The organism is Streptomyces sp. NPDC126499, from assembly GCF_040302485.1.
Classification (GTDB): Bacteria; Actinomycetota; Actinomycetes; order Streptomycetales; family Streptomycetaceae; genus Streptomyces.
The window spans coordinates 21,662-45,232 of sequence record NZ_JBEOUO010000035.1 but is presented as its reverse complement, the minus strand read 5'-3'; the positions used below and the strand labels follow the sequence as shown (position 1 = coordinate 45,232).

The following is a 23,571-nucleotide window of genomic DNA, read 5'->3' as shown; positions in this document are numbered from 1 at the left end:
ATCCAGCTCCACAATTTTTTTGTCGTTTTTTTCTGCGGGTTCCCCCCCCCCCCCCCCCCCCCGGGGGTGTCGGGGCCGGGGCGCGCCGGGGCGCCCCCCCCCCCCCGCCCCGTTCCGTCCGCCGCGCCCGCCGCCGGGCGGGGGCTCTCAGGAGTCCTCGGAGACGCTCTCCACGAGGTCGCCCACCTGGGTGTCCGGGAGCGCCCGCGCGATGTCCGCCTGGGCGATGATGCCGACCAGGATGTGACCGTCGATGACGGGCACGCGGCGGATCTTGTGCTCGCTCATGACGCGGAGCACCTCGCTCGCGTCGTCGTCGACGGAGACCGTGACGATCTCGCCCTGGGCGAGATCGCCGGCCGTGCACTGCGCGGGGTCCTTCCCCTGGGCGACGACCTTCACGACGATGTCACGGTCGGTGAGCATGCCTTTCAGCCGCTCGTCGGGCCCGCAGATGGGCAGTGCGCCCACGTCGAGCTCGACCATCTTCCGGGCCGCGTCGACGACGGTCTCGCTCGCCTTCACGCAGGTCGCGTCCGCGGTCATGATGTCGCGTGCGGTGGTCATGGGTCCTGCCTGTCCTCGTGTCGTGGTGGGCGGGTGTCGGGGCGGCGCCCGGGTCATGGTCGGTTCCGGTTCCTGTTCCGGTTCCGGGAAGTGCGCCGCCGTGCGGGCCGTACCGTCATCCGGCGCGGTCCTCCAGGGCGCGGACGATCGCCGCCGAGAAGGCGTCCAGATCGCCGGGCCTGCGGGACGTGATCAACGGGTGGCCGCCGGAGGTGTCCACGACGACCTCCTGGTCGCGCCAGCTGGCCCCCGCGTTCTCGAGGTCCGAGCGGAGCGAGGGGTACGAGGTGATCTCGCGGTCCCGGACCACCCCGCTGTCCACCAGGAGCCACGGGCCGTGACAGACCGCCGCCACCGGCTTGCCCGCCTCGGCGAAGGCCGAGACCAGCCGCTGCGCCTGCTCGTCGACGCGCAGCCGGTCGGCGTTGAGCGTGCCGCCCGGCACGACGACGGCGTCGTACTCCTGCGCGGAGGCGTCCGCGAGGGTCGTGTCCGGTTCGACGACCGTCCCCGGCCGGCGGTCGGACACCACCGTCAGGACCGGCTCCTTGCGCTGCGCGGCGACCGTGACCCGGGCGCCCGCCTCGCGCAGCGCCGCCACGGGCTTGTTCAGTTCGTCCTGCTCGGTGCCGTAGTTCGTGGTGAGGACGAGCACGTTCATTCCGTCGAGCGTCACGGTCGACAACTCCTCATCTCCGGCGGCCTTCCCCCGCGCGGGGGTCTCTCCACCGCCGCTGCCCCCTCGGGCGGGCTTCATGCGCGGGTGGTGACCGGCCGGACGTCCGTCGTCGTCGGCCCCTCCGGGGGCCCGCGCAGCGGTTCGCAGCGGGAGCTCGCGCAGGCGAGCCCTCGCGCGCCTCCTGTGGAACGATTCGTGTCAAACCATCCTGAAACGGGAATCCTGTCATCAGGACGCTCGACTGACGGACCCCGCTGCGCGCCCCCGCGCGCGGCGCAGGCCCATCGCCACCGTCGAAGGAGCCTCATGTCCACCCGCACCGCCCGCACCAACCGCACCGCATCCAGCACCGGCACCACGCGGCCCGGCTCGGAGGCCGCGGCCGTACGCCGCGAGGCGCTGCGCGGCCTGCCCGAGATCGACCGGCCGTCCCAGGTCTCCACCGACGACGCCCAGACGCTCTCCGCCTCGCTGCTCACCCGGCTGCGGGAGCTGGAGGAGGGCACACCCGAGCACGCGTACGTCCGCAACACGCTGATCGAGCTGAATCTGAGCCTGGTCCGCTTCGCCGCCCGCCGTTTCCGGAACCGCCCCGAGCAGCGGGAGGACATCGTCCAGGTCGGCACGATCGGCCTGATCAAGGCGATCGACCGTTTCGACCCCACCCGGGGCATCGAGTTCTCGGCGTTCGCGCTGCCGACGGTCGTCGGCGAGATGAAACGGTTCTTCCGCGACACCAGCTGGGCCGTCCGGGTCCCCCGACGGCTCCAGGAGCTGCGTGTCGACATGGCGAAGGCCGCCGACGTGCTCGAACAGCGGCTCGGCCACCGCCCGACCCGCGCCGAGGTCGCCGCCCACCTGGACCTCCCCGAGGACCGTGTCGCCGAGGGGGAGCTCGCCGCACACGGCTACACCGCCCGCTCCCTCGACGTCACCGTCGCCGAGGACGACGCCCCGCGCGACAGCTCGCGCCGCCTCGCCACCGCCGAGCCCGCGTACGAGCTGATCGAGGACTTCGAGTCGCTCAAGCCGCTGATCGCCCGATTGGGCGAACGCGACCGGCGCATCCTGTCGCTGCGCTTCGGCGAGGACCTCACCCAGGCGGAGATCGGCGAACGGCTCGGCCTGTCCCAGATGCACATCTCCCGCCTGCTCAACCGCATCCTCGACGAGCTGAGGGCGGGCCTCCTGGAGGACGGGGACGCCCCGGACGAGACGACGGACAGCTGAGCGGACCTCGCCCCCCGGTCCCCGGGTCCGGCGGACTCCTCGGACCCGTCCGGAGTCTTGGGGCTCCCCGGGCTCCCCGGGCTTCCCGGATCCGGCGGGCTCCTCGGGCTCCCCGGGCTTCCCGGATCCGGCGGGCTCCTCGGGCTTCCCGGGCCCCGGATCCCGGCGGACTCCTCGGATCCCCCTGGGCCCGTCGCGCCGTCCGGCCTCCCCGGATCCCCCCGGGACGCCCGGATCCCCGGGCTGCCCGGCCCACCTTTCCCGGCCCCACGTTTCCCCCTCGGTCGCCCGGGCAGCCGAACCGACGGAACCCACCGGACGGAGTGACGACCCGCACCCATGGAGGTGTCATGACCGAGTTCGGCTACTTCCTGTCCTGCGAGGAGTTCGGGCCCGACGAGCTGGTCGAGCAGGCAAAGATGGCCGAGGACGCCGGCTTCCGCTCACTGTGGATCTCGGACCACTTCCACCCGTGGAACGACGAGCAGGGCCACAGTCCCTTCGTCTGGTCCGTGATCGGCGCGCTCTCCCAGAGCTGCGGACTGCCCGTCGAGACCGCCGTGACCTGCCCGACCGTACGCGTCCACCCCGCCGTGATCGCGCAGGCGGCCGCCACCTCCCAGGTCCTGCTCGACGGGCGCTTCCGGCTCGGGCTCGGCAGCGGAGAGGCGCTCAACGAGCACATCCTCGGTGACACCTGGCCCCCCGCCGACGTACGCCTGGACATGCTGGAGGAGGCCGTCGAGGTCATCCGGAAGCTGTTCACCGGCGAGAACGTCACCCATCGGGGACCGCACTACACCGTCGAGAACGCGCGCCTCTACACCCTGCCCGAGACCCCGCCGCCCATCGACATCTCCGCCTTCGGTCCCCGCGCCGCCGACCTCGCCTCCCGGATCGGCGACGGCTTCGTCACCACCCAGCCGGATGCCGACATGATCGCCCGCTTCCGGGCCCGCGGCCCGGACCGGCCCGTCTACGCGGGCACCAAGGTCTGCTGGGCCGCGTCACGCGACGAGGCGGTCCGCACGGCTCACCGCATCTGGCCGACCGAGCACCTGCCGGGCGAGCTCAACCAGATCCTCCCCACCCCCAGCCACTTCGAACAGGCCTGCGAACTGGTCACCGAGGAAACCGTCGCCGACGCCGTCGCCTGCGGCCCCGACCCGGAGGAACACGTCCGCCGCCTGCGCCCGTACGTGGAGGCCGGCTTCGACCGCGTCCACATCGGCCAGATCGGCCCCGACCAGCGCGGCTTCTTCGACTTCTACCGCAAGGAGGTCCTGCCGCTCCTCGACGGGACGAACGGCAGCGACGGCAGGCCACCGTCCGGCGGCAGTGGCGACGGCGGTACGAACCCCGGCGGACCGAACGGAGGCGACCGGTCATGACCAAGCAGACCGTCAGCGACCACCTGCTCGACCGGCTCCGCGCCTGGGGCGTCACCCATGTCTTCGGCTACCCCGGCGACGGCATCAACGGCCTGGTCTCCGCCTGGGCCCGGGCCGACGACGACCCCCGCTTCATCCAGGCCCGGCACGAGGAGATGGCCGCCTTCGAGGCCGTCGGCTACGCCAAGTTCTCCGGCCACGTCGGCGTCTGCACCGCCACCTCCGGCCCCGGCGCGGTCCACCTCCTCAACGGCCTCTACGACGCCAAGCTCGACCACGTCCCCGTCGTGGCGATCGTCGGCCAGACCGCCCGCAGCGCCATGGGCGGCTCCTACCAGCAGGAGGTCGACCTGCACAGCCTGTTCAAGGACGTGGCCTCCGCCTACCTGGAGACCGTCAACGTCCCCGAACAGCTCCCCAACGTCCTCGACCGGGCCGTCCGCACCGCGTACGCCCGTCGCGCCCCCACCGCCCTCATCATCCCGGCGGACGTCCAGGACCTGCCGTACTCCCCACCGGAACACGCCCACAAGATGGTCCCCTCCAGCCTCGACGTCAGCGGCTGGGCGCCCGTGCCGGACGACGCATCGCTCGCCCGCGCCGCCGAGGTCCTCCAGAGCGGCCGGCGCGTCGCCGTCCTCATCGGGCAGGGCGCGGCGGGCGCCGCCCACGAGGTCGAGCGGATCGCCGACGTCCTCGGCGCCGGCGTCGCGAAGGCCCTGCTCGGCAAGGACGCCCTCAGCGACGAACTGCCCTACGTGACCGGCTCCATCGGGCTGCTCGGCACCCGCCCCTCGTACGAGCTGATGCAGAACTGCGACACCCTCCTGACCGTCGGCTCCAACTTCCCCTACTCCGAGTTCCTGCCGCCGTACGGCCAGGCCCGCGCCGTCCAGATCGACATCGACCCGCACATGCTGGGCCTGCGCTATCCGTACGAGGTCAACCTGGTCGGCGACGCGGCCGCCACCCTGAGCCGGCTGCTGCCCAAGCTCGAGCGCAACGAGGACCGGAGCTGGCAGGAGACCGTGACCGACGGCGTACGCCGCTGGAAGACGGTGATGGCACGCCGTGCCGCCCTGTCCGCCGACCCGGTCAACCCCGAGTACGTCGCCCGCGCCCTGGACCCGCTGCTCCCCGACGACGCCATGCTCGCCCCGGACTCCGGCTCCGTCGCCACCTGGTACGCCCGACACCTCACCATGCGCGGCACCATGCGGGGCTCGCTCTCCGGCACCCTCGCCAGCATGGGCTGCGGCGTCCCGTACGCGATCGGCGCCAAGTTCGCCCATCCCGACCGGCCCGCGATCGCCCTCGTCGGCGACGGGGCGATGCAGATGAACGGCCTGGCCGAGCTGGTGACCGTCGCCAAGTACGCCACCGAGTGGACCGACCCCAGGCTGATCGTCGCCGTCTGGAACAACCAGGACCTCAACCAGGTCAGCTGGGAGCTGCGGGCCATGGGCGGCACCGCGCCCTTCCAGCCCTCGCAGGCCCTGCCCGACGTGCCCTACGCCGACTTCGCGCGCTCCCTCGGCATGAACGGCATCCGCGTCACCGACCCCGGCGACGTCGAGGACGCCTGGCGCCAGGCGCTCGCGGCCGACGGACCCACCGTGCTCGACTTCCGCACCGACCCCGACGTACCCCCGATCCCGCCGCACTCCACCTGGGACCAGATCGAGGCCACCCTGGCCTCCCTGGCCCACGGGGACGGCCACCGAGGCCATGTCGTCGTCCAGGGGCTCAAGGCGAAAGCCCAGGAGATGCTGCCGCGCCGGCTGGGCGGCAGCCGCTGACAGCCGACCCGGCGGCAGCCGCTGACACGGGCGGGCAGCCGACCGTCCGCCTCCGTCGCGCCTCAGGCCGCCGGGGTCTCCCCGGGCAGCACCGTCGGAGCGTCCCCGTGGAAGGCGGTCGGCGGCCGGTCCGGGGCGGGCGGGTCGCCGACCCAGCGTTTGTGTGCGGCCGGCTGGTGGATGACCCGCACCCGGTGGCGCTCCATCGCCAGCTCATGGCCCTCGCCGTCCGTGAACCGGCCCGTCACCTCGTACACCCCGCAGTGCGCCCGGCCCACCGGCAGCCGTTCCGCCGGCAGCCGCACCTCGTACGGGCCGCCGGCCCGGAAGCCGCCCAGCACCGTCCGGGTGCTGCCGAGCACCGCTCCGTCCCGGAACCGGGCGTCCTCGAAAGCCACGCCGTCGATCTCCCGGCCGAGCCGGAACGTCAGACCGACGCTCACCACCGCCCCTTCCGGCAGCGCCAGCGGCTCGGGGCCCTCGGCGGCCCCGCTCTCCTGAAGGGGCACCCGCAGGCGCCCCAGCTCCTCCGTGTACAGGGACACGTCCAGCAGTTCGAAGTCCTTCACGACGGTCACCGCCTTTCGGCACGGGATCGACGCACCACGCGGGCCGCTCCGGCGGGCGGCGGGCGGGCGGCGGGTGGGCCTGCGTCTGCCCCGTACGGGCAACGTACCCGCCGACGAGCCCCGGGGCCATCCGGCCGACCGCCACCGCCGCCCCGGTGGAGCGCCCGACCCGGCTCGCCACGGCGCATGCGGCGCGTCGTCCCGTCGGGCGACTGCCCCGGCAGCCGCGGAACACGCCTGGCGCCCGCTCCCCGCGGTGGATGCAACCGCCCGGGCCGGGTAGACGCTGCCCGAAACCAGGAGACGACCGTCGACCGGCCCGGAGGTGTCCGCCATGGACGATGTACGGCTCTCTCCGCGCGAGCAGCGCATCCTCGCCGAGATGGAGGAGACGCTCCGCCGGGACGAGACCTTCGACCGCCGGCTGCGGACGATGCGCCCGGGGCCACGCCCGCACGCTGTGCGCCGGCTGCTGCTGCCCCTGGGCGTGGCCCTGGCGTGCGCCGCGTCCGCCGTACTGATGGGACTCGCGACCACCACGGGCCGGCCGGCCTTCGTCTGGGCCTTCGCCGGTGCGTGGACCACGGCGCTGGCCGGCCTGACGGTCCTGGTGGTGCGCTGGTGCCGCCGCTGGGCGGCGTGCCAGCCGGACACGTGACCGACAGGAAGGACGTCCGAACCGAAGGCGCCCCAAACGGAAGGGCGTCCGAACGGAAGGCGCCCGAGACGGAAGGCGCCCGCCGCTCCTCTCTCCGAGGAACGGCGGGCGCGACATGGACGCGGGATGCGGTGCGAGCGGTGCCCGCGCCGTCACCACCGATACCAGCGGCCTCCCCCACTGCGCATCAGGAAGCCGAGGAGCCAGACGACGAGCAGGGCGAGGGCGATCCACCACAGCACGTCGAGGGCGAAGCCACCGCCGAAGAGCAGCAGGATCACCAGAAGGACGATGAGAAGCGGGACCATGACAGCCTCCTAGGCAACAGGTCGGGTCGATGACGTGATCATCCGGGGGCCGGGCCCGGGGTCCGGGCCCTTCAGGTCGCGGGAGGCGACTCGGACGGGCTGTCGCCGGGTTTCAGCCGCCCGCGCCAGCCGCCCGTCGCACGGTCGCGGTCCTCGATGAACTCCTTGAAGCGGTTCAGGTCCCCCTCCACGCGGCTGTCCAGGACGCCCATGGCGGTTCCGGCCTTGTCGACCATGCCCTGCGGCTCGACGTCCATGGCCAGGCTCACGCGCGTGTGCGCGTCGTCCACGCGCTCGAAGGTCACGACGCCCTTCTGCCGCACGTCGCCGCCCACGGTGCGCCAGGAGATGCGTTCGTCGGGGAGCTGGTCGACGATCTCGGTGTCGAACTCCCGGGTCACCCCGGCGACCTTGGTGCGCCAGTGGCAGTGCCGGTCGTCGAGCTGCCGAACCTCTTCGACACCGTCCATGAAGCGGGGAAACTCCTCGAACTGCGTCCACTGGTCGTAGACCTCGCGCAGCGGCGCCGTCACCTCGATCGTCTCGTGCACCATCGCGGTCATCTCCCTCGGTCGGGCGCGGTAGTGCCGGTTGTGGTACCGGTCGGCTGCGCGTGTACCCGGCAGCGCGGGACGTAATCGTCGAGCGGTACGGGGCGTGTCCCGGCGGTTGCCGGGTAACCGCGCGGGATGAAGCCGATCCAGAACGACACGGCACGCGACCGGGAACCCGGGACGGAGGCGATGGGGATGAGAGTGGTGAGGGCACCTGGTGTGTACGGACCGCAGGGCGACACGGAGCTGCTGATGGAGAGCCTCGCCCGCGAGGAGCTGCGACCGGGAGCCCGCACCCTCGACCTGTGCACCGGCACCGGCGTCCTCGCCGTCGCCGCGGCCCGCAGAGGCGCCCGGGCGACGGCCGTCGACATCTCCGGCCGCTCCGTGGTCACGGCACGGCTCAACGCACGGCTCCACCGCTGCCGGGTCAGGGTCGTCCGCGGAGACCTGACGGCACCGGTGTCGGGCGAGCGGTTCGACCTGGTGACCGTCAACCCTCCGTACGTGCCGGCCGACTCGCCCCGGCTGCCGGCCCGAGGCCGCCGGCGCGCCTGGGACGCGGGCCCCGACGGCCGGCTCCTGCTCGACCGGATCTGCCGCGAGGCCCCGGCCCTGCTGGCCCCGGAGGGGGTGCTGCTGCTCGTCCAGTCGTCCCTCAGCGACGTCGGGGCCAGCCTGGACGCGCTGGACCGGGCGGGGCTGCGGGCGCACGTGGCGGCGTGCAGCACCCAGCCGTTCGGCCCGGTCATGAGCGAACGGGCCGGCTGGTTCGAGGAGCGGGGCCTGGTCGCGCCGGGGACGCGCAGCGAGCGGCTCGTGGTGATCCGGGCGGTGCGCGAGGCGGTCCGCGAGCCGGTCCGCATGTCGGCGTCGTTGCGGGGCACCCGCTCCGTGACGCCGGACGGCAGCGGCAGCGGCGGCGGTCGGGAGGAGGAAGCGGAAGCGGCCTGACCAGGCCGGAGCGGCCCCCCGGTCCGCGGCGGAGGCCTGGAGCGGAGGAGGACGGACCCGATGACAGCTCTCGGTGGACGACCGGACCGGGGCGCCGCCCTGTTCGACCTCGACGGAACCCTGGTGGACACCAACTACCTGCACACCCTGGCCTGGTGGCAGGCGCTGCGCCAGTACGGCCACATCGTGCCGATGGCCCGCATCCACCGCGCGATCGGCATGGGCGCCGACCGGCTCCTCGACGCGGTGCTCGGCTCCGAACGCCGCCGCGACGAGGACAAGTCCCTCTCCGACGCGCACAGCACCCTCTACGCGGTCTGGTACGACGTCCTGCCCCCCTTCGACGCCGCCGCCGACCTGCTGCGCGCGGTGGCCGCGCGCGGCTGGCGGGTCGTCCTGGCCAGCTCGGCCGCCGAGGAGGAAGTGGCGGCGATCCGCAAGCGCCTCGACGCCGAGGACGTCATCACGGCGGCCACCTCCGGCGGCGACGTCGACACCACCAAACCGGCCCCCGACCTCGTCCAGGTCGCCCTCCAGTCGGTCGACGCCGAACCCGCCGACGCCGTCTTCGTCGGCGACACCATCTGGGACATCGAGGCCGCCGGCCGCGCCGGCGTGCCCTGCGTGGGTTTGCTCACAGGCGGCTGGTCCCGCCGCGAACTGGAGGACGCGGGAGCGGTAGCCGTCTACGAGGACGCGCGCACCCTCCTGCGCCACATCGACTCGAGCGTGCTCTCCCGGCCTCCGGCGTAGGTCGTGTCCCGGCTGCTCGGCTGCTCGGCTGCTCGGTGGTGTTCGGCTCGGACGAGGCCGTGAAGACCGAGGCCCGTCGGAGGAGCCGGCGGGCCAGGAAAATGTGTCGAACGCGGAGTCGACCTTTGAGAAGGTCCCGAGTGTCCTGGAACTGCTGCGAAAGGAAACTCGTGCCGCGTGCCGTCACTTTGATTCGTTCCGCCTCCCTCTCCGATGTCGCGGAGTACGCCTACGCGGCCACGGCCCCGGCCGAGTCGCGGCTGATCTTCCTGGCCGGAGCGTGTCCCCTGAACGAGGACGGCTCCACCGCGGCGATCGGGGACGTCGCGGGGCAGGCGGCCAAGGCCGTGGACAACATGCGGACCGCTCTGGCGGACTCGGGCGCGTCACTGCACGACGTCATCAGCACCCGCGTCCTCGTTGCCTCCGACCGGCGGGAGGACCTGGTGACGGCGTGGGAGGTCGTCCGTGACGCGTTCGGCGACCACGACGTGCCCAGCACCTTGATGGGCGTCACCGTGCTCGGCTATGACGGCCAGCTCGTAGAGATCGAAGCCGTCGCCGCCGTGCTGGATTCCTAGCCGACGGGCCATCCCTGCCGAGGTACCGACCGCCTCGCCCTGGTTCTAGCTCCGGTCACGCCGACCTCATCAGCCGAATCCGTCGACAGGCTCACCGGCGAGGACCCACCGAGGTGAACCGAGGTACGTCGTACGGGACCGGGTCCGGGGTGCGCGGGGCCTCACAGGGCTTCGGCGGCCGTTCGCAGGTCGGCGACCAGGCCCGCGTACATGTTCTCCCGGTCCTGGTCGCGGGCCCGGAGGACGGCCGAGGGGTGGATCGTCGCCAGCACCCGGACCCCCTCCCGTACGCTCTCGTCGAAGCCGCCCTTCGTCTCCGCTGCCGGCAAGGGCCTGGGCACGCCCCGGTCGGTGCCGACGCGGAAGGACGCGCCCAGGAGGGCGCGGCCGGCCGTGGCGCCGAGGGTGACGATCAACTCGGGGGAGACCAGGCGGAGTTCCGCCTCCAGCCAGGGACGGCAGGCAAGGGTCTCGCGCAGGCTCGGCGCCTTGTGGATGCGTCGCTTGCGGGTCTCCTCCTGGGTGAACTTGAAGTGCTTGACCGCGTTCGTGACGTACACGCCCTCCTCGTCGATCCCCGCGTCGCGCAGCGCCCGGGTGAGCAGCCGGCCCGCGGGCCCCACGAACGCGACGCCCTCGCGGTCCTCCTGGTCGCCCGGCTGCTCCCCGACCAGCATCATCCGCGCGTGCGGGTCGCCGCGCCCGAAGACGGTGCCGGTCGCGTTCCGATGGAGGGGGCAGCCCCGGCAGTCGGCGGCGGCCCGCCGGTGGGCCGGCAGTCCGCCGCGCGAGGGCAGGAAGGGCGTGGCGTCGTACGGCTCCGGGGCGTCGGCCGAGCCGTCCGCGGTGCCGGGCGCGGGCTGGTCGTCACGCGTCGCGTGCGCGCGGGTGGCGTTCATGGAAGGACCTCCTCGGGACGACGCCGGGGCCGCGTGCCCGCGCCGGCGACGAGGCGGAGGCCGTCGCGCGGCCGGGTCGGGATCCGGTGCAGCGGAATCCGCAGGTCCTGGTCGGGCACGGTGAAGTCGAGCAGGGCGAGCTCGCGGGCCAGGGCGGAGAGCACCGCGATCGTGATGTCCTCGCCCGGACAGCGGTGACCCTCGCGCGGCCCGCCGCCCTGCGGGATGAGCCCCTGGGGGTGCGGGGACGCGCCGAGGAACCGGTCGGGCACGAAGCGGAAAGGCTCGTCCCACAGGGCGGGGTCGTGGTTCTGCCCGTACACGTCGAGCAGCAGCATCGTGCCCCGCGGCACCGGCTCGCCGTCGAGGACCACGCCGTCGGGCGCGAGCGCGCCGAGGAACGGCACGAACGGGTAGAAACGGCGCACCTCGTGCGCGAAGGAGGTGGCGAGACCCGCCGGCTCGTCGTCCGCGAGCCGCCGCCGCAGCGCGGGATCCTCCCGCATGGCATGCGCGGCGAAGGTCGTGAACCAGGTGATCGCGATCGTCGGCCGCACGATGTTCAGCAGCTCGACCGCGGCCGTCGCCGCGTCCAGCGCCGAGCCGTCCGCCTCCCGGTGCGCCACGACCGCCTCGAACGGGGTACGCGGCGGGGCCGCCGCCCCCTCCCGGGCCCGCGACTCCCACGAGCCCGTCTCCCGGGCCCGTACGACCGCCGCGCGCAGCAGCGCCTCCTGCCGCGCCCGGGCCCGCCGGGCCCGCAGATGGCGCGGCCCCGGCGTCGCGAAGCCGTCGACCATGGCCACGCAGTCCCGGGCCAGCCGTTCGGCGCTCGCGGCGTCGTGACCGGGAAGTCCGGCCCAGCCGCCGACGGCACGGGCGAGGACGAGCGCGCCCTCGTCGAAGAGGGACACCTCCCGTCCGCCCAGCCGGGCGAAGGTCTCCCGGAACTCCTCGCACACCCGGGCGGTCAGCGCCGCGACGGCCTCCGGGTCGGTGAGCCAGGACAGGAACAGCGCCTTGCGGGCGCGGTGTTCCGGGCCGTCCAGGGTGTGCACGGCGCCCCGGCCGAAGAGGGTGTCGAGCACCGGCCCGGGCAGGGCGCCGCCGCGTCGCGCATGGCGCTCGTCGTAGAAGAAGGAGACGGCTTCCGGGCCGTGCAGCACGCGGACGGGACGGCCGAGGAGGCGCGTGGCCACAGCGCCGTCGCCGTCATGGCGGCGCCGTACGGCCGGCAGCCAGTCGTAGCCCTTGAGCAGCAGGGCGAGGGTGTGGTCGCCAGGCATGAACCGCCTCCTCCGCATTCCTGTCGCCGGCCTCGGCCCCGGCCGCCCTGACCTTCAAGCGCCGCCGCCGGCCGACTTCGGTCGCCTACCGCCGCAGCCGTCCGGCGGCGTCTTCGTCGGGTCAGGCGCGGGGCTCCTCGCCGGGGTCGGTCGGGAGCGGTCCGGCGTACGGGCCCGGTCGCTCGGGCTCCGTCCGGGGCATCTCGCCCATCCCGCCGGCCGTGCCCATGCCGGCGCTGGTGTCCCCACGCGGGCTCGTGCCCGTCGTGCCGCCGGTCGCGGCTCCGGTGCTGTCCTCGGGCCGGAGCCGGCCGCGCCAGGCGCCGGTGGCCTCGTCACGTTCCTCGATGAAGTGCTTGAACCGCTGCAGATCGCCCTGGACCCGGCTCTCCAGGAAGCCGAGGGCGTCACCGGCCTTCTCGACCATGCCCTGCGGCTCGACGTCCAGCGCCAGGCTCACCCGGGTGTGCGTGTCGTCGAGACGCTGGAACGTGACGACGCCCTTCTGCTTGACGTCGCCGCCGACCGTGCGCCAGGAGATCCGCTCGTCGGGCAGCTGGTCGACGATCTCCGTGTCGAACTCGCGGGCGACCCCCGCGACCTTCGTCCGCCAGTGGCAGTGACGGTCGTCGAGCTGCTGTACCTGCTCCACGCCGTCCATGAAGCGGGGGAACTCCTCGAACTGCGTCCACTGGTCGTAGACCGCGCGCAGCGGGGCCTCCACCCTGATCGTTTCCTGCACCATGCTCATGGGGTCCTCCTCGAACGGGTCCGGGTGGTCCGGGCTGGGTGGGGGGCTCGACGCCTGCGACTACCCCGGATCCCGGAGGTCACGCGTCACGGCCCCGCCCCGCATACCGGCGGCGGAACGGGGCACCCGTCCTGCACGCCGATGCGAGCGGAGGTGTGCCGTGAGCCTTTCCGACGACCGCGCGACGAACGATCGCGCCCCGACCCCCAGCGCCCCGACCCCCAGCGCCGTGACCGACGGCGCCGAGACCGACAGCGATCCGTACGACAGTGATCCGTACGCCAGCGCTCCTGACGACCCCGCCGTCGACGGAGGCGTCACGGACGGAGGAGCCATGTCCCGGCGGCCCGCCGCGGCGCGGCTCACTCCCGTCGCGGACGGCCCGCTGCTCGTCGAGGGCCCCGTGGAGATCGTCCTCGACGACGGGACGGTCCGCCGCTGCGACCGCCCCGTGATCGCGCTGTGCATGTGCCGGCGCAGTCTCCGCGCACCCTTCTGCGACACGAGCCACCGCCCCCGCCTGCGGCGCACCGCCCGGGACGGGAGCCGGCGCGACGAAGCCGGGGAGGACGGAGCCAAGGACCACGGAGTCAAGGACCACGGAGCCAAGGACCACGGAGCCGAGGAGCACGGCGCCAAGGACCACGGGCACGCCGAGCGCGCACCGTGAACGGCGGATACGGACACGCCGGACGCCACGCACGCGGACGTGACACACACGGCCACGGACACCACGGACACGTACGCCACGGCCACCGACACCACGGACACGTACGCCACGGAGACGTAGAGGATCCACTGCCATGACCACCACAGCCCCGCGCGGGACGGTCGACCGGCGACCGGTCGACGCACCAGAGGTCGACGAACGGACGGACCGGAGCACCCGGGCGGACCGGCGGCCGGACCACCGACCCGCCCTGCCACCGCCCCGTGGCGAGCTCTCCGAGGCCGTCGCCGACTTCCTGCTCGGCCGGGCCAGCACCCTCCCCGGCCCCCGCGCGACGGTGGCCGCCGATCCCTACGGCGAGGACCTCCACCTCGCCCTGCACCTCGCCTACGAACTCCACTACCGGGGCTTCGAAGGCGTGCCGGACGAGACCGAGTGGGACCCGGACCTGCTGCGGCTGCGCGCCCTGCTGGAGCGGCGGTTCGAGCACGCGCTGCGCGACCGCTGCGGCCGGTTCGGCGGCGTACGCGAGGTGTTCGACGCGCTCCTGACCGAACCGGTCGACGGGCGGGGCACGTCCCACTATCTGCTCCGGCACGGCACCCTCGACCACCTGCGGGAGTACGCCGTGCTGCGCTCGGTGTACCAGCTCAGGGAGGCCGACCCGCACCTGTGGGTGGTCCCGCGGCTCCAGGGCCGCGCCAAGGCCGCCATGATGACCATCCAGTTCGACGAGTACGGCTGCGGCCGGCCCGAGCGGATGCACGCGCGGCTCTTCGCCGACCTGATGGAGGACCTCGGCCTCGACTCCGGTTACGGCCGTTATCTGCCGCTCGTCGGCGCGCCCGCCCTCGCCACCGTGAACCTGATGTCGCTGCTGGGACTCCACCGCTCCCGCCGGGGCGCGCTCGTCGGTCACTTCGCGGCCCTGGAGGTCACCTCCTCGCCCGCCGCGTCCCGTATCGCCGCCGCCATGCGCCGCATCGGCGCCGGGGAGCCGGCGATCCGGTTCTACGACGAACACGTGGAGGCCGACGCCGTGCACGAGCAGCTGGTGCGGCGCGACGTGGTCGGCGGGCTGCTCGCCGACGAGCCGCACCTCGCCGACGACGTGACCTTCGGCGTCGAGGCCACCATCCTCCTGGAGGACGCGCTCTCCGACGCCACGACGGACGCCTGGGAGGCCGGGACCACGGCCCTGCGCACCCCGCTCGGCGACGGCAACGACGACGAAAACGGTGGTGGGGATGCTTAGCGCCGTTCGGGGTAGAGGCAGGGCTCCGGCCCCCGACGAGACGCCGGTCGTCCCCGGGAGGAGGACCCCATGAAGCTCACGGAAGGGCGTCGCGACGACGCCCACGCCCCCCTCACCCACCCGCACGAGCTGCGGACGGGCCATGGCGGGATACGGGTGGAGCGCGAGGACGACCGCGCCCGCGACCTGCCACCGGACCACACGCAGGCCATCCTGGAGGTGACCAAGGAGGTCGCCGCCGTCCTCAAGAAGTCCGGCTGCCCCTTCGCCCTGGTCGGCAGCGTCGCCGCGTACGCGCACGGAATCCCCGTGCGACTCCAGCACGACACCGACTTCGCCGTGCGCAGGGAGGACGCCGACACCGTCACCGAGCTGCTGCGCGAGCGCGGCATCCGGATCGTGGACCCGCCGGAGGACTGGCTGGTGAAGGCCCGCAGCGGGGGAGAGGAGATCGACCTGATCTTCTCGCTGGCCGGCCGCCCGGTCACCACCGAACTCCTCGGACGCGCCCTGACGCTGCCCGTCGACTCCGTCCACATGCCGGTGATCGAGCCCACCGACCTGATGACCGTCCGACTCGCGGCGCTCTCGGAGCACCACTGCGACTTCGGCGCCCTGCTGCCGGTCGCCCGCGGGCTGCGCGAACGCGTCGACTGGGCCCGGGTGCGCGCCGAGACCCAGGGACTGCCGATGGCGGAGGCCTTCCTCTACCTCCTCGAACTGCTCGACGTGATTCCCAGAGCCGACGCGACGGGACCCGGCGCGACCCGTGCCGGGGCGGGCGGCGCGGGGGCCGCGGCCGGAGGAGGGAGCGGTGATGAGTGAGCAACAGCAGCATGCCGGAGCGTACGAGGGCGAGTACCGCATCGCACGGCTGCGCGAGCGGCTCGCGGGCGACGACCTGGCCGAGCTCGGCGTGCAGATCGAGCAGCGGGGCGCCGCCGTCGTCCTGACGGGCACCGTGCCGACCACCACGCGGCGGGACGAGATCATCCGGCTCGCCCGCGACGAGCTGGCCGGCTTCACGGTGCTCGCGGACCTGGCGGTGGCCTGCGCGGACGCGCCGGAGCGATGGGAAGAGCTGCCATGAGCACTGCCACCTCGACAGCGCACGAGGTCGTCAGGGTGGCGGCGGTCGGCGACATCCACCTGAGCGAGGACTGCGAGGGCCTGCTCCGGCCCGCCTTCTCCCGCCTGGCCGACTGCGCCGACCTGCTGCTGCTCGCCGGCGACCTCACCCGGCACGGAACGGCCGAGGAGGCCGCGGTGGTCGCCGGCGAGGTACGGGACTGCGGTGTGCCGGTGGTGGCCGTGCTCGGCAACCACGACTACCACTCGGGCCAGGAGTCCGAGGTGACCCAGGTGCTCCAGGACGCCGGGGTCACCGTCCTGGAAGGGGACGCGGTGGTGCTGCCGGTGGCCGGACGCAAGGTCGGTGTCGCCGGGGCGAAGGGGTTCTGCGGGGGCTTCGTCGGCCGCAGCGCGGGCGAGTTCGGCGAACCCGAGATGAAGGCGTTCGTCCGCACGACCCGGCTGAGCGCGGAGCGGCTGACCACCGCGCTCGGGGACCTGGCGGTCGGCGACTGCGCCGTACGCATCGCGCTGACCCACTTCTCGCCCGTACCCGACACGCTGGCGGGCGAGCCGCTGGAGATCTATCCGTTTCTCGGCAGCTATCTCCTCGCCGAGGCGATCGACTCCGCGGGCGCCGATCTCGCGGTGCACGGCCACGCCCACCTGGGTACCGAGCACGGCATGACGGCCGGCGGCGTACGGGTCCGCAACGTCGCCCAGCCGGTGATCCGCCAGGCCTTCGCCCTCTACCAGCTGCCGGTCGACGGCCACCACCCGCCCGACGCCGCTCCCGGCCCCACCACCGTCGGACCGGGCTGAGCGCACCGCGGACGGCGGATCCCGGTCGCGCAAGGTCGGGGTCACGAGTGACGTAGGAGGGACGCAGGAGGGACGCAGCAAAGACGCACGAGGGGACGCCGCCCGGCCGGGGAGGCGTCCCCTCGACGCGCGGGCGCCCCGCCCTGCGGGACGCCCGCCGTTCAGCGCGTGGCCAGGACAATGCCGTACACCGCGAAGAACAGGGCGACGACGAGGACCAGGATCCACAGGATGACCATGGGACCGGCGGCCCAGCCACGGGTCGGGCGCCGGTAGGGCCCCGTTCCGGTACCCGTGCCCGCCTCCGCCGGAGGCGTCTCGCCCGGCGGCACGCCGCCGCCCGGCTCCAGGCCCGCCGAGGTGCGGGGGTCGGGGTCGGGGTTGCTCGGGGTGGTCATGACGGTCACCTCCTCGGCGGCCGGTCGGCCGCGTGCCCGGCGCCTACCCACGGGTCGCGCCCCGCATCCGGCCATCGGCCATCCGACCACGGGCCATCCGGCCATCGGCCATCCGACCACGGGCCATCGGCCATCCGACCACGGGCCATCCGGCCACCGGCCATCCGACCACGAGCCATCCGGCCACCGGCCCTCCGACGATCGACTCCGACCATGGGCCGTCCGGCCATCGGCCCTCCTGCCGTCCGGGCGGTGCCTTCGTCCGCACCGGCACGGCACGTCAAGGGGCCTCCGGCTCGAAGCCGGAGGCCCCTTGACGTCGGATGCCCGCGAGGCGCGGACCGGCGTTCAGGCGTGCGGTTCGGGCTGCTGGTCGGGAGGCGTGCCGCCGCCCTCGCCACCGCCGCGCTCGCCCTTGTCGGTGCCGTGCGGCCGGCCGCCCTTGCCCCGCGGCCCCGCCGGCTGGTTCGCCTTGAGGGCCGAGCTGTCCTGCGGTGTCCCGGCTCCTCGCCCGCTGCGCCTCTGCTCCGGTTGCTGGGGATTGGTCATCACGCTCTCCTGCCGTGTGACGGAAGGGTTCGCCGGGCGTCTCACCCGTCCCACGGATTTCATTCGTCCCGGCGGATCCGGTGTCTGTCCCGCGCCCGCCGGGGTAGTCGCGAGGAAGGCACCGCGCAGCCGGCACGCCGAGCCGGGCGTGGCGGCCCCGCAGCGGGGCGCCCCGACAGAACCGAGTCGCCCACCCCTGGCGGCGGGCGCCGACCCAGGAGAACCGCAGATGACCACACAGCGCGGCAGCAACAAGTCCGGACCACGCCTCGACGACGAACGCAAGAAGGAGGTCGAAGGCCAGGTTCGCTCCGGGCACCCGACCCGTGCGGAGGAATGGCACGACCCCGAACCTCCTGTCGACCCGCCGCCCTACGCGGGCACGGACACCGGCGGCCGGGGACGTCGCGGCGACGACGCCCCGCAGACCGGCGCGAAGGGCACGCGGTCCGACGACGCCGGATCGTGAGGCACGACGACCCCGGATCGTGAGACACGACGAGGCGGGCTCGTGAGGCACGACGACCCCGGATCGTGAGGCACGACGACCCCGGATCGTGAGGCACGACGACCCCGGATCGTGAGACACGACGACGCCGGACCGTGAGGCACGAGGACGCCGAATCGTGAGGTACGACGAGGCGGGCTCGTACAGCCCGACGGCGGACGTCTCCCACAGCACACGGAGCGACCGAGAGGAGCCCTGACGATGTCAGAGGACCCCGCGACGACAGCGGACGGGCGAGGGGACGAGGTGTACCAGCCGACCGGCTCGGACGCCTCGAACCGGCCCAGCGACCCGTACGACCCCGAGAACGCCCTGGACACCGATGCCACCGAGGCCGTGGAGGACCCCGGCTACTCGCCGCCCGACCGGCCGCGCGCCGTCACCCGGCACGGCACGACCCCGCGCGAGCAGCGCGAGGGCTCGTCCCTGGACGACCGCCTCGCCCAGGAGCGCCCGGACGTGACACAGCCCCGCGGAGACGAGCTGGGCGACCTCCCGGACGGGGAGGGCGAGCCCGTCGACGAGGAGGCCGGCGCCACCCGGGCCGGGCGTCTCGTCGGCCCCGAGCCGGCGATCCCCGGCGGGGTCGCCGCCGAAGACGTGGGGCTCGACGACGGGACGGCGTCGGCCGAGGAGGCGGCGGTCCACCGGGACACCGGCATCGACGGCCGCTGACGCCCGCGGCCGGCGGCCCGTCGTCGTACACCGAGGCGCCGGGCCGGCGGACCGGGAGGGAGGCTGTCCCATCGACTCGACGCACACGACCGACGGCCGGATCCCGCGACCGGATCCGGCCCGACAGCAACCACGAACCGATGCGAGGGGATGACGGTGAAGCTCGACTTCCTCGAACCCGTGGCCCACAAAGGACCGTGGGCGTCCGTGTACGCCACCAGCGGGCCGCCCGACGAAGCGTCCGCGGACCGTCGTGAACTCACCTGGCGCGAGTTGTGCCGGTCCCTGGAGGAGCAGGGCGCGGACGCGGCGACCACCCAGGCCGTACGGGAGGCGCTGGACCGTACGCCGCCCGACGCCGGGGCCGGTGGCCTCGCGCTCTTCGCGGCGGACGGACGGGTCGCGCTGACCCGGCGGCTCGACCGGCCGCCGGGCAGGCCCGAGGCCCACTGGGGCGAACTCCCGCGCGTGACGCCCCTCCTGGAGACCGCCGGGCAGGCTCCCGGCTGCGTCGTCGCCCTCGTCGACCGAAGCGGCGCCGACTACCACGTGTACGGTCCCGGCGCGACGGAGGACGAGGGCTCGGTGGAGGGCCGTGACTGGCCGCTGCGCCGCGCCGCGGCGGGTGACTGGTCGGCGACCCACTTCGACGCCGCGGTCGAGAACACCTGGGAGGAGAACGCGGCGCTGATCGCCGGCGAGCTCACCCGGGTCTTCCACGACTCCGACGCCGCCGTGATGGTGCTGGCCGGCGGCGGCCGCGAGTGCCACGCCGTCCACGACCACCTGCCCGACGAGCTGCGCGGGGTCACCAGGATCAGCTCGCACGGCGGCAGGGCGGCGGGCGCCGACACCGAACTCCTCATGGCCGACGTGGAAGCGGCCCGCATGGAGGTGGCCGCACAGAGCACCGAGGCGGTCCTGGACCGCTTCCGGGCCGGCCGCGGCGACGGCGACCGCCCGACGACGGCCGTCGAGGGCGTGCCCGCGGTCACCGAGGCCGCCCGGCAGCACCGGCTCGACACGCTCCTGATCAGCCCGGCCGGGCCCGACGCCAACCGGGAGATCTGGGTCGGCGACGAACCCGACCAGGTGGCGGTGCGCCGCTCCGAGGCCGAGTCGCTCGGCGCGCAGCACCCCCACGCGGAACGGGCCGACGACGCGCTCGTGCTGTGCGCCGCGGTGGCCGGCGGCGAGGCGGTCGTCGTCCCGGGCGACGGCTCGGCGGACGCCGTGCCCGCCGGCGGGATCGGCGCCCTGCTGCGCTGGCCCCGCAGCGAACAGGAGGAGAGCGCCGACCGGTGACCCACCGGTAGCAGGCCCCGCACGGCGGACCGCACGCCCTCGGAACCCGGCGAACTCCGGGCACCGAGGGCGTGCGGGTGCGATCACGGCGGGCCTCTGCCTAGCCTTGTCCGGTACGAGGGCTCCGTACGAACCCGTAGGAACCCGTACGACTTTGCACGACCCCGCACGACCCCGTACGCCCCTCTGGACGCCCTGCGTACTCGTAGGACTTCGCACAAAGGCGTACGAGTCCCCGTACGGGTCCGGGCCAGGCGCGGACGCCGTCGGCACCGCCCTCCGCGCGCCGGCCGACACGTCCCACGAAAGGACGCAAGCAGCACGCTTCTCCGCATACTGGGTGAGCCGCCCCGCCTGCCCTGCTCATCCCCACAGCACTGCCGTGCGGCCGGGGCGGCCCATCGAGCGGCGGAAGGAGATCGTCATGCTCATCAGCCACGCCTTCGAGGACGGCGTCCTGCATCTGTCGCTGCTGCGGGACCTCGACGTGACCAGCCGGGCCGCCGCTTTCCTGGAGACCGAGGCGCTGCTCTACGCGCACCGGCCGCGGCACGTCCGCATCCAGCTCCCCACGTCGGATCCGTCACCGGCCTCGCTGAGCACCCTGTCCCGGGCCCGCCGGATCTGCGAGACGCTGGGCATCCCGCTCACCGTCGTCGGACCGCTGACGACCGCCCACCGGCCGCCCCGTCCCACGGCGGCGTAGCACCCGCCCACCGGCCGACCCGCCCCACGGCGGCGTAGCAACCGTCACGGGCGCCTCAGGCCAGGAACTCGCCGTCGCGCGCGACCACCACCCCGCCGTGGACGACCATGTCCCGGCGGGGCATGTCCACGACCACCTGCGGCAGGCACTCGCCCCGTACGAGGACGAAGTCGGCCGGAGAGCCGGGCGCGAGGTCGGCGTGCGCGAGGCCCATGACGTCCGCGCCGCCGTGGGCGGCGACGTCGTAGCAGTCCGTCAGCTCCTCGTCGAGCCGGACGTCGGTGACCCAGCCGAGGATGTGGGCGCGGTGCAGCATGTCGGCGTCGCCGAACGGGCTCCAGGAGTCGCGCACCCCGTCCGAGCCGAGGCCGACGCGCACCCCGTGCTCGCGCAGCCGGGCGATCGGCAGCACCAGGGAGTCGGACGGTGCCACGGTGGTGAGGGCGATGTCCTGGGCGCCCAGGTCGGCGGCGAGGGAGCCGAGTTCGCGGTCGGAGAGGGCCGGCAAGCAGAAGACGTGGCTGACGGTGACCTGACCGGCGAGGCCCAGGGCGCGGGTGCGTTCGATGATGCCGCGCAGGGCCTTGAGGCCCTTGTCGCCGCGGTCGTGCAGATGGATGTCGACCCCGACGCCGTGCCGGTCGGCGATGCCGAAGACCAGGTCGAGCTGCTCGTCGAGGGCCTGGTCGAAGCCGATCGGGTCGATGCCGCCGATCATGTCGACGACCCCGGCGCGCGCCGCGTCCTCGAGGAGCCGCGCCGTGCCCGGGGTGCGGACGACGCCGTGCTGCGGGAAGGCCACGATCTGCACGTCGAGCGCGTGCCGCAGCCGCTCGCGCGCCTCCGCCAGTCCTTCCACACCGGCCAGGCCGTACGCCGGGGCGACGTCGGCGTGGGCCCGCATCGCGCGGGTGCCGCGGGCGACGGCGTGGGACATCAGCCCGTACGCGCGCTCCGCGACGGGGCGGCGCTGGCCGCGGAACAGCTCCACGTCCTGCTCGACGTAGTCGGCGATGCCGCTCGCCGGACGCCGGGAGACCCAGGAGCCGCCCCAGGTCGTCTTGTCGGGGTGGATGTGGGCGTCCACGAGCGAGGGCAGCGCGATCCGGCCGCCCCCGTCGACCACCTTCGCCCCGCGCGGCGCCGGCCCGTCCGCGATCCGGCCGTCGACGACCACCAGGTCCGTGGCGTGCGCCGCGCCGAACGGCCGTACGTCACGGAAGACCACCGTCCGCGTCCGTCGCTCGTTCCCCTGGCCGTCGGCCACCGGCGGTACGGCCTGGGCGGCCGCGGCCCCGGCCCCCGTGGCGGCCGTCGCCCCGGCGAGGGCGGCGGCTCCGGCGAGCATCGTCCGACGCGAGGGCGCGCCTGTGGTGGGGGAGGAGGACTGCATGGGGACTCCTTCGGCTGATGATGGGTCCCCGTTTTGTATACCAAGCTGCGTCCGACGAACAAGGGGCGCAGCCAAAGACCGGGAAAGGGTGGTTTGGTGGAGAGGTTGAGGGCGCTGCTGGTATACAAAGTGGGTGGCGAGCGAAGCCTAGGCCTCGCCGAAGAGGGTGCGCAGGGCGACCGCCCTGCTGTCCCGTACGTGCAGCAGCGTGCCGGCCGCCGCGGCCTCCTGGTCACCGGCGGCGATGTGCCGGTGCATCTCGGCGTGCTGCGCACGCATGTGCGCCGGTTCGGCGCGCAGCCCGAACAGCAGCCGCAGCTGCCAGCTCAACTGCTCCATGGTGCGGCCGAGCAGCGGATTGCCGGCCATGGCGACGATGCCCTCGTGGAAGGCGGTGTGCGCGGCCACCTCGCGCGCCCCCTCGTCCTGCGCGGCCGCCGTCTCCGCCTGCCGCAGCAGCTCTTCGAGCACGTCGAGCCCCGCCGTGTCGCCCGCCGCCACGGCCCGCGCCGCCAGCCGCGAGGCCTGCACCGCCAGCGGCTCCCACACCTCGTACAGGTGCTCCACGTCGGCACGCTCGAGCCGCCGTACGCGCACACCGCTGTGCGGGAGCAGTTCGAGCAGCCCCTCCGCCACCAGGGCGCGCAGCGCCTCCCGCACGGGCACGCGGGACATGCTCAGCTCCTCGGCGACCTCCCGCTCCACGAGCCGGGCGCCCTGCGGGTAGCGCCGGTCGACGATCCGCTGGAGCACCTCCTCGCGCGCCCGCGCGCTCAGCGACGCCGACCCGGCCGTACGCGAACCGTCCCCGCCGCCGCGCGCCGACCCGCCCGGCGCCCTGCCCGCCACCTCGTCCGACCTCTTCACGTCCCCGTCCGTCCCTCGGCGCCTGCCCGCGCCGAGGATACGTCGCCGGGGCGCCGATCCCTCACCAGCCGAAGCGGCGGTCCACCAGGGCGGCGAACTCCTCGAACGACAGCACGCGGTCACCGTTCTGGTCGGCCTGGTCGAACAGCGCCGAGGCGGCGTCGTCCCCGCCCACGCCCCACAGCGGGATCACGCCCTCGGCGGCGAGGGTGGGGCCTTTGGCCCGCAACGCCCCGATGACCTCCGCGCGCGTCAGCGTGCCGTCGTGGTCGAGATCGAGCGCGTCGAAGAGAATCCGGGCCTTGTCGCTCATCACGTGTCCTGTTCGACGAATCCTGGGCGGCCGCGGACGGGCCGACGGGTGCTGTGGGGA

General features: G+C 74.0%; 28 protein-coding genes and 1 pseudogene. 16 read left to right on the top strand and 13 right to left on the bottom strand.

Annotation, left to right across the window (positions count from 1 at the left end; translation table 11 throughout):
* Positions 1-147: 147 nt before the first annotated feature.
* Together ABTZ91_RS32725 and ABTZ91_RS32720 are read right to left on the bottom strand one after the other, a co-directional pair.
* Positions 148-567 (bottom strand): CBS domain-containing protein, encoded by a 420-nt coding sequence (locus tag ABTZ91_RS32725; RefSeq protein ID WP_352080863.1) that lies wholly within the window; start codon positions 565-567, stop codon positions 148-150.
* A 115-nt stretch (positions 568-682) separates the two neighbouring features.
* Complete coding sequence (locus tag ABTZ91_RS32720) at positions 683-1,228, bottom strand: type 1 glutamine amidotransferase domain-containing protein (RefSeq protein ID WP_407078079.1); 546 nt, start codon at positions 1,226-1,228, stop codon at positions 683-685.
* A gap of 324 nt (positions 1,229-1,552) precedes the next feature.
* Here ABTZ91_RS32720 and ABTZ91_RS32715 point away from each other — a divergent pair, with 324 nt between their 5' ends.
* The 3 genes from ABTZ91_RS32715 (at position 1,553) to ABTZ91_RS32705 (ending at position 5,666) form a co-directional block, all read left to right on the top strand.
* Positions 1,553-2,476: a SigB/SigF/SigG family RNA polymerase sigma factor gene (locus ABTZ91_RS32715; RefSeq protein WP_352080861.1), complete on the top strand. Its 924-nt coding sequence runs from the start codon at positions 1,553-1,555 to the stop codon at positions 2,474-2,476.
* 350 nt (positions 2,477-2,826) lie between these two features.
* Positions 2,827-3,867 carry an LLM class F420-dependent oxidoreductase gene (locus tag ABTZ91_RS32710; protein ID WP_352080860.1) on the top strand — a complete coding sequence of 347 codons (1,041 nt, stop codon included), beginning with the start codon at positions 2,827-2,829 and terminating at the stop codon, positions 3,865-3,867.
* The gene (locus ABTZ91_RS32705; protein WP_352080859.1) at positions 3,864-5,666 is read left to right on the top strand and encodes a thiamine pyrophosphate-requiring protein; all 1,803 of its coding nucleotides are present in this window, start codon (positions 3,864-3,866) and stop codon (positions 5,664-5,666) included. The genes ABTZ91_RS32710 and ABTZ91_RS32705 overlap by 4 nt, the downstream gene beginning before the upstream one ends.
* Before the next feature lie 62 nt (positions 5,667-5,728).
* On the opposite strand, the gene ABTZ91_RS32700 is transcribed toward ABTZ91_RS32705, so the two are convergent.
* Positions 5,729-6,235, bottom strand: a complete 507-nt coding sequence (locus tag ABTZ91_RS32700) for a hypothetical protein (RefSeq protein ID WP_352080858.1) — start codon at positions 6,233-6,235, stop codon at positions 5,729-5,731.
* Between the two features lie 334 nt (positions 6,236-6,569).
* On the opposite strand from ABTZ91_RS32700, the gene ABTZ91_RS32695 reads away from it, so the two are divergent.
* Complete coding sequence (locus tag ABTZ91_RS32695; RefSeq protein WP_352080857.1) at positions 6,570-6,893, top strand: DUF3040 domain-containing protein; 324 nt, start codon at positions 6,570-6,572, stop codon at positions 6,891-6,893.
* 152 nt (positions 6,894-7,045) lie between these two features.
* On the opposite strand, the gene ABTZ91_RS32690 is transcribed toward ABTZ91_RS32695, so the two are convergent.
* Both ABTZ91_RS32690 and ABTZ91_RS32685 read right to left on the bottom strand, forming a co-directional pair.
* Positions 7,046-7,201 (bottom strand): hydrophobic protein, encoded by a 156-nt coding sequence (locus ABTZ91_RS32690; protein ID WP_352080856.1) that lies wholly within the window; start codon positions 7,199-7,201, stop codon positions 7,046-7,048.
* Between the two features lie 71 nt (positions 7,202-7,272).
* Complete coding sequence (locus ABTZ91_RS32685; RefSeq protein WP_352080855.1) at positions 7,273-7,755, bottom strand: SRPBCC family protein; 483 nt, start codon at positions 7,753-7,755, stop codon at positions 7,273-7,275.
* Positions 7,756-7,890: 135 nt separating this feature from the next.
* Between ABTZ91_RS32685 and ABTZ91_RS32680 the strand changes: the two genes are divergently transcribed.
* From ABTZ91_RS32680 to ABTZ91_RS32670, 3 genes are all read left to right on the top strand, one after another.
* On the top strand, positions 7,891-8,709 hold the full coding sequence (locus tag ABTZ91_RS32680; protein ID WP_352080854.1) for a HemK2/MTQ2 family protein methyltransferase: 819 nt from the start codon (positions 7,891-7,893) through the stop codon (positions 8,707-8,709).
* Between the two features lie 60 nt (positions 8,710-8,769).
* On the top strand, positions 8,770-9,462 hold the full coding sequence (locus tag ABTZ91_RS32675; RefSeq protein ID WP_352080853.1) for an HAD family hydrolase: 693 nt from the start codon (positions 8,770-8,772) through the stop codon (positions 9,460-9,462).
* A gap of 170 nt (positions 9,463-9,632) precedes the next feature.
* Complete coding sequence (locus ABTZ91_RS32670) at positions 9,633-10,043, top strand: Rid family hydrolase (RefSeq protein WP_352080852.1); 411 nt, start codon at positions 9,633-9,635, stop codon at positions 10,041-10,043.
* Positions 10,044-10,204: 161 nt separating this feature from the next.
* On the opposite strand, the gene ABTZ91_RS32665 is transcribed toward ABTZ91_RS32670, so the two are convergent.
* The 3 genes and pseudogenes from ABTZ91_RS32665 to ABTZ91_RS32655 form a co-directional block, all read right to left on the bottom strand.
* Positions 10,205-10,942 (bottom strand): UdgX family uracil-DNA binding protein, encoded by a 738-nt coding sequence (locus ABTZ91_RS32665; RefSeq protein WP_352080851.1) that lies wholly within the window; start codon positions 10,940-10,942, stop codon positions 10,205-10,207.
* Positions 10,939-12,228, bottom strand: a complete 1,290-nt coding sequence (locus ABTZ91_RS32660) for a cytochrome P450 (protein ID WP_352080850.1) — start codon at positions 12,226-12,228, stop codon at positions 10,939-10,941. Before ABTZ91_RS32660 ends, ABTZ91_RS32665 begins: the two co-directional genes overlap by 4 nt.
* A 292-nt stretch (positions 12,229-12,520) precedes the next feature.
* Positions 12,521-12,979 (bottom strand): annotated as a pseudogene (locus ABTZ91_RS32655) (SRPBCC family protein); the annotation flags it as partial.
* A gap of 160 nt (positions 12,980-13,139) precedes the next feature.
* Between ABTZ91_RS32655 and ABTZ91_RS34210 the strand changes: the two are divergent.
* The 5 genes from ABTZ91_RS34210 (at position 13,140) to ABTZ91_RS32630 (ending at position 16,797) form a co-directional block, all read left to right on the top strand.
* Positions 13,140-13,649 (top strand): CDGSH iron-sulfur domain-containing protein, encoded by a 510-nt coding sequence (locus tag ABTZ91_RS34210; RefSeq protein WP_407078076.1) that lies wholly within the window; start codon positions 13,140-13,142, stop codon positions 13,647-13,649.
* A 133-nt stretch (positions 13,650-13,782) separates the two neighbouring features.
* The gene (locus ABTZ91_RS32645; RefSeq protein WP_352080849.1) at positions 13,783-14,904 is read left to right on the top strand and encodes an iron-containing redox enzyme family protein; all 1,122 of its coding nucleotides are present in this window, start codon (positions 13,783-13,785) and stop codon (positions 14,902-14,904) included.
* Positions 14,905-14,973: 69 nt separating this feature from the next.
* Complete coding sequence (locus ABTZ91_RS32640) at positions 14,974-15,729, top strand: nucleotidyltransferase family protein (protein ID WP_352080848.1); 756 nt, start codon at positions 14,974-14,976, stop codon at positions 15,727-15,729.
* On the top strand, positions 15,722-15,994 hold the full coding sequence (locus ABTZ91_RS32635; RefSeq protein ID WP_352080847.1) for a hypothetical protein: 273 nt from the start codon (positions 15,722-15,724) through the stop codon (positions 15,992-15,994). The genes ABTZ91_RS32640 and ABTZ91_RS32635 overlap by 8 nt, the downstream gene beginning before the upstream one ends.
* Complete coding sequence (locus ABTZ91_RS32630) at positions 15,991-16,797, top strand: metallophosphoesterase (protein WP_352080846.1); 807 nt, start codon at positions 15,991-15,993, stop codon at positions 16,795-16,797. The genes ABTZ91_RS32635 and ABTZ91_RS32630 overlap by 4 nt, the downstream gene beginning before the upstream one ends.
* A gap of 161 nt (positions 16,798-16,958) precedes the next feature.
* Here ABTZ91_RS32630 and ABTZ91_RS32625 read toward each other — a convergent pair whose 3' ends face one another.
* Positions 16,959-17,195: a DUF6480 family protein gene (locus tag ABTZ91_RS32625; protein WP_352080845.1), complete on the bottom strand. Its 237-nt coding sequence runs from the start codon at positions 17,193-17,195 to the stop codon at positions 16,959-16,961.
* A gap of 348 nt (positions 17,196-17,543) precedes the next feature.
* On the bottom strand, positions 17,544-17,744 hold the full coding sequence (locus ABTZ91_RS32620; protein WP_352080844.1) for a hypothetical protein: 201 nt from the start codon (positions 17,742-17,744) through the stop codon (positions 17,544-17,546).
* A 229-nt stretch (positions 17,745-17,973) separates the two neighbouring features.
* Here ABTZ91_RS32620 and ABTZ91_RS32615 point away from each other — a divergent pair, with 229 nt between their 5' ends.
* The 4 genes from ABTZ91_RS32615 to ABTZ91_RS32600 all read left to right on the top strand — a co-directional run bounded on the left by ABTZ91_RS32615 (position 17,974) and on the right by ABTZ91_RS32600 (position 20,938).
* Complete coding sequence (locus ABTZ91_RS32615; RefSeq protein ID WP_352080843.1) at positions 17,974-18,213, top strand: hypothetical protein; 240 nt, start codon at positions 17,974-17,976, stop codon at positions 18,211-18,213.
* Between the two features lie 240 nt (positions 18,214-18,453).
* The gene (locus ABTZ91_RS32610) at positions 18,454-18,927 is read left to right on the top strand and encodes a DUF5709 domain-containing protein (RefSeq protein ID WP_352080842.1); all 474 of its coding nucleotides are present in this window, start codon (positions 18,454-18,456) and stop codon (positions 18,925-18,927) included.
* Positions 18,928-19,083: 156 nt separating this feature from the next.
* Positions 19,084-20,232, top strand: a complete 1,149-nt coding sequence (locus ABTZ91_RS32605; protein ID WP_352080841.1) for a Vms1/Ankzf1 family peptidyl-tRNA hydrolase — start codon at positions 19,084-19,086, stop codon at positions 20,230-20,232.
* A 424-nt stretch (positions 20,233-20,656) separates the two neighbouring features.
* Entirely contained in the window at positions 20,657-20,938 is a 282-nt protein-coding gene (locus ABTZ91_RS32600; protein WP_352080840.1) for a hypothetical protein, read from the top strand.
* 55 nt (positions 20,939-20,993) lie between these two features.
* Here ABTZ91_RS32600 and ABTZ91_RS32595 read toward each other — a convergent pair whose 3' ends face one another.
* From ABTZ91_RS32595 to ABTZ91_RS32585, 3 genes are all read right to left on the bottom strand, one after another.
* Positions 20,994-22,331 (bottom strand): amidohydrolase family protein, encoded by a 1,338-nt coding sequence (locus ABTZ91_RS32595; protein ID WP_352080839.1) that lies wholly within the window; start codon positions 22,329-22,331, stop codon positions 20,994-20,996.
* 147 nt (positions 22,332-22,478) lie between these two features.
* Entirely contained in the window at positions 22,479-23,180 is a 702-nt protein-coding gene (locus tag ABTZ91_RS32590) for a GntR family transcriptional regulator (protein ID WP_407078078.1), read from the bottom strand.
* Between the two features lie 79 nt (positions 23,181-23,259).
* Entirely contained in the window at positions 23,260-23,511 is a 252-nt protein-coding gene (locus ABTZ91_RS32585; protein ID WP_352080838.1) for an EF-hand domain-containing protein, read from the bottom strand.
* Positions 23,512-23,571: the final 60 nt, after the last annotated feature.

Excerpts from the sequence above, each read along its gene's own strand:
- ABTZ91_RS32725 (WP_352080863.1), bottom strand. The coding sequence starts at position 567 with ATGACCACCGCACGCGACATCATGACCGCGGACGCGACCTGCGTGAAG.
- ABTZ91_RS32720 (WP_407078079.1), bottom strand. The coding sequence starts at position 1,228 with ATGAACGTGCTCGTCCTCACCACGAACTACGGCACCGAGCAGGACGAA.
- ABTZ91_RS32715 (WP_352080861.1), top strand. The coding sequence starts at position 1,553 with ATGTCCACCCGCACCGCCCGCACCAACCGCACCGCATCCAGCACCGGC.
- ABTZ91_RS32710 (WP_352080860.1), top strand. The coding sequence starts at position 2,827 with ATGACCGAGTTCGGCTACTTCCTGTCCTGCGAGGAGTTCGGGCCCGAC.
- ABTZ91_RS32705 (WP_352080859.1), top strand. The coding sequence starts at position 3,864 with ATGACCAAGCAGACCGTCAGCGACCACCTGCTCGACCGGCTCCGCGCC.
- ABTZ91_RS32695 (WP_352080857.1), top strand. The coding sequence starts at position 6,570 with ATGGACGATGTACGGCTCTCTCCGCGCGAGCAGCGCATCCTCGCCGAG.
- ABTZ91_RS32690 (WP_352080856.1), bottom strand. The coding sequence starts at position 7,201 with ATGGTCCCGCTTCTCATCGTCCTTCTGGTGATCCTGCTGCTCTTCGGC.
- ABTZ91_RS32685 (WP_352080855.1), bottom strand. The coding sequence starts at position 7,755 with ATGGTGCACGAGACGATCGAGGTGACGGCGCCGCTGCGCGAGGTCTAC.
- ABTZ91_RS32680 (WP_352080854.1), top strand. The coding sequence starts at position 7,891 with ATGAAGCCGATCCAGAACGACACGGCACGCGACCGGGAACCCGGGACG.
- ABTZ91_RS32675 (WP_352080853.1), top strand. The coding sequence starts at position 8,770 with ATGACAGCTCTCGGTGGACGACCGGACCGGGGCGCCGCCCTGTTCGAC.
- ABTZ91_RS32665 (WP_352080851.1), bottom strand. The coding sequence starts at position 10,942 with ATGAACGCCACCCGCGCGCACGCGACGCGTGACGACCAGCCCGCGCCC.
- ABTZ91_RS32660 (WP_352080850.1), bottom strand. The coding sequence starts at position 12,228 with ATGCCTGGCGACCACACCCTCGCCCTGCTGCTCAAGGGCTACGACTGG.
- ABTZ91_RS32645 (WP_352080849.1), top strand. The coding sequence starts at position 13,783 with ATGACCACCACAGCCCCGCGCGGGACGGTCGACCGGCGACCGGTCGAC.
- ABTZ91_RS32640 (WP_352080848.1), top strand. The coding sequence starts at position 14,974 with ATGAAGCTCACGGAAGGGCGTCGCGACGACGCCCACGCCCCCCTCACC.
- ABTZ91_RS32635 (WP_352080847.1), top strand. The coding sequence starts at position 15,722 with ATGAGTGAGCAACAGCAGCATGCCGGAGCGTACGAGGGCGAGTACCGC.
- ABTZ91_RS32630 (WP_352080846.1), top strand. The coding sequence starts at position 15,991 with ATGAGCACTGCCACCTCGACAGCGCACGAGGTCGTCAGGGTGGCGGCG.
- ABTZ91_RS32625 (WP_352080845.1), bottom strand. The coding sequence starts at position 17,195 with ATGACCACCCCGAGCAACCCCGACCCCGACCCCCGCACCTCGGCGGGC.
- ABTZ91_RS32620 (WP_352080844.1), bottom strand. The coding sequence starts at position 17,744 with ATGACCAATCCCCAGCAACCGGAGCAGAGGCGCAGCGGGCGAGGAGCC.
- ABTZ91_RS32615 (WP_352080843.1), top strand. The coding sequence starts at position 17,974 with ATGACCACACAGCGCGGCAGCAACAAGTCCGGACCACGCCTCGACGAC.
- ABTZ91_RS32610 (WP_352080842.1), top strand. The coding sequence starts at position 18,454 with ATGTCAGAGGACCCCGCGACGACAGCGGACGGGCGAGGGGACGAGGTG.
- ABTZ91_RS32600 (WP_352080840.1), top strand. The coding sequence starts at position 20,657 with ATGCTCATCAGCCACGCCTTCGAGGACGGCGTCCTGCATCTGTCGCTG.
- ABTZ91_RS32595 (WP_352080839.1), bottom strand. The coding sequence starts at position 22,331 with ATGCAGTCCTCCTCCCCCACCACAGGCGCGCCCTCGCGTCGGACGATG.
- ABTZ91_RS32585 (WP_352080838.1), bottom strand. The coding sequence starts at position 23,511 with ATGAGCGACAAGGCCCGGATTCTCTTCGACGCGCTCGATCTCGACCAC.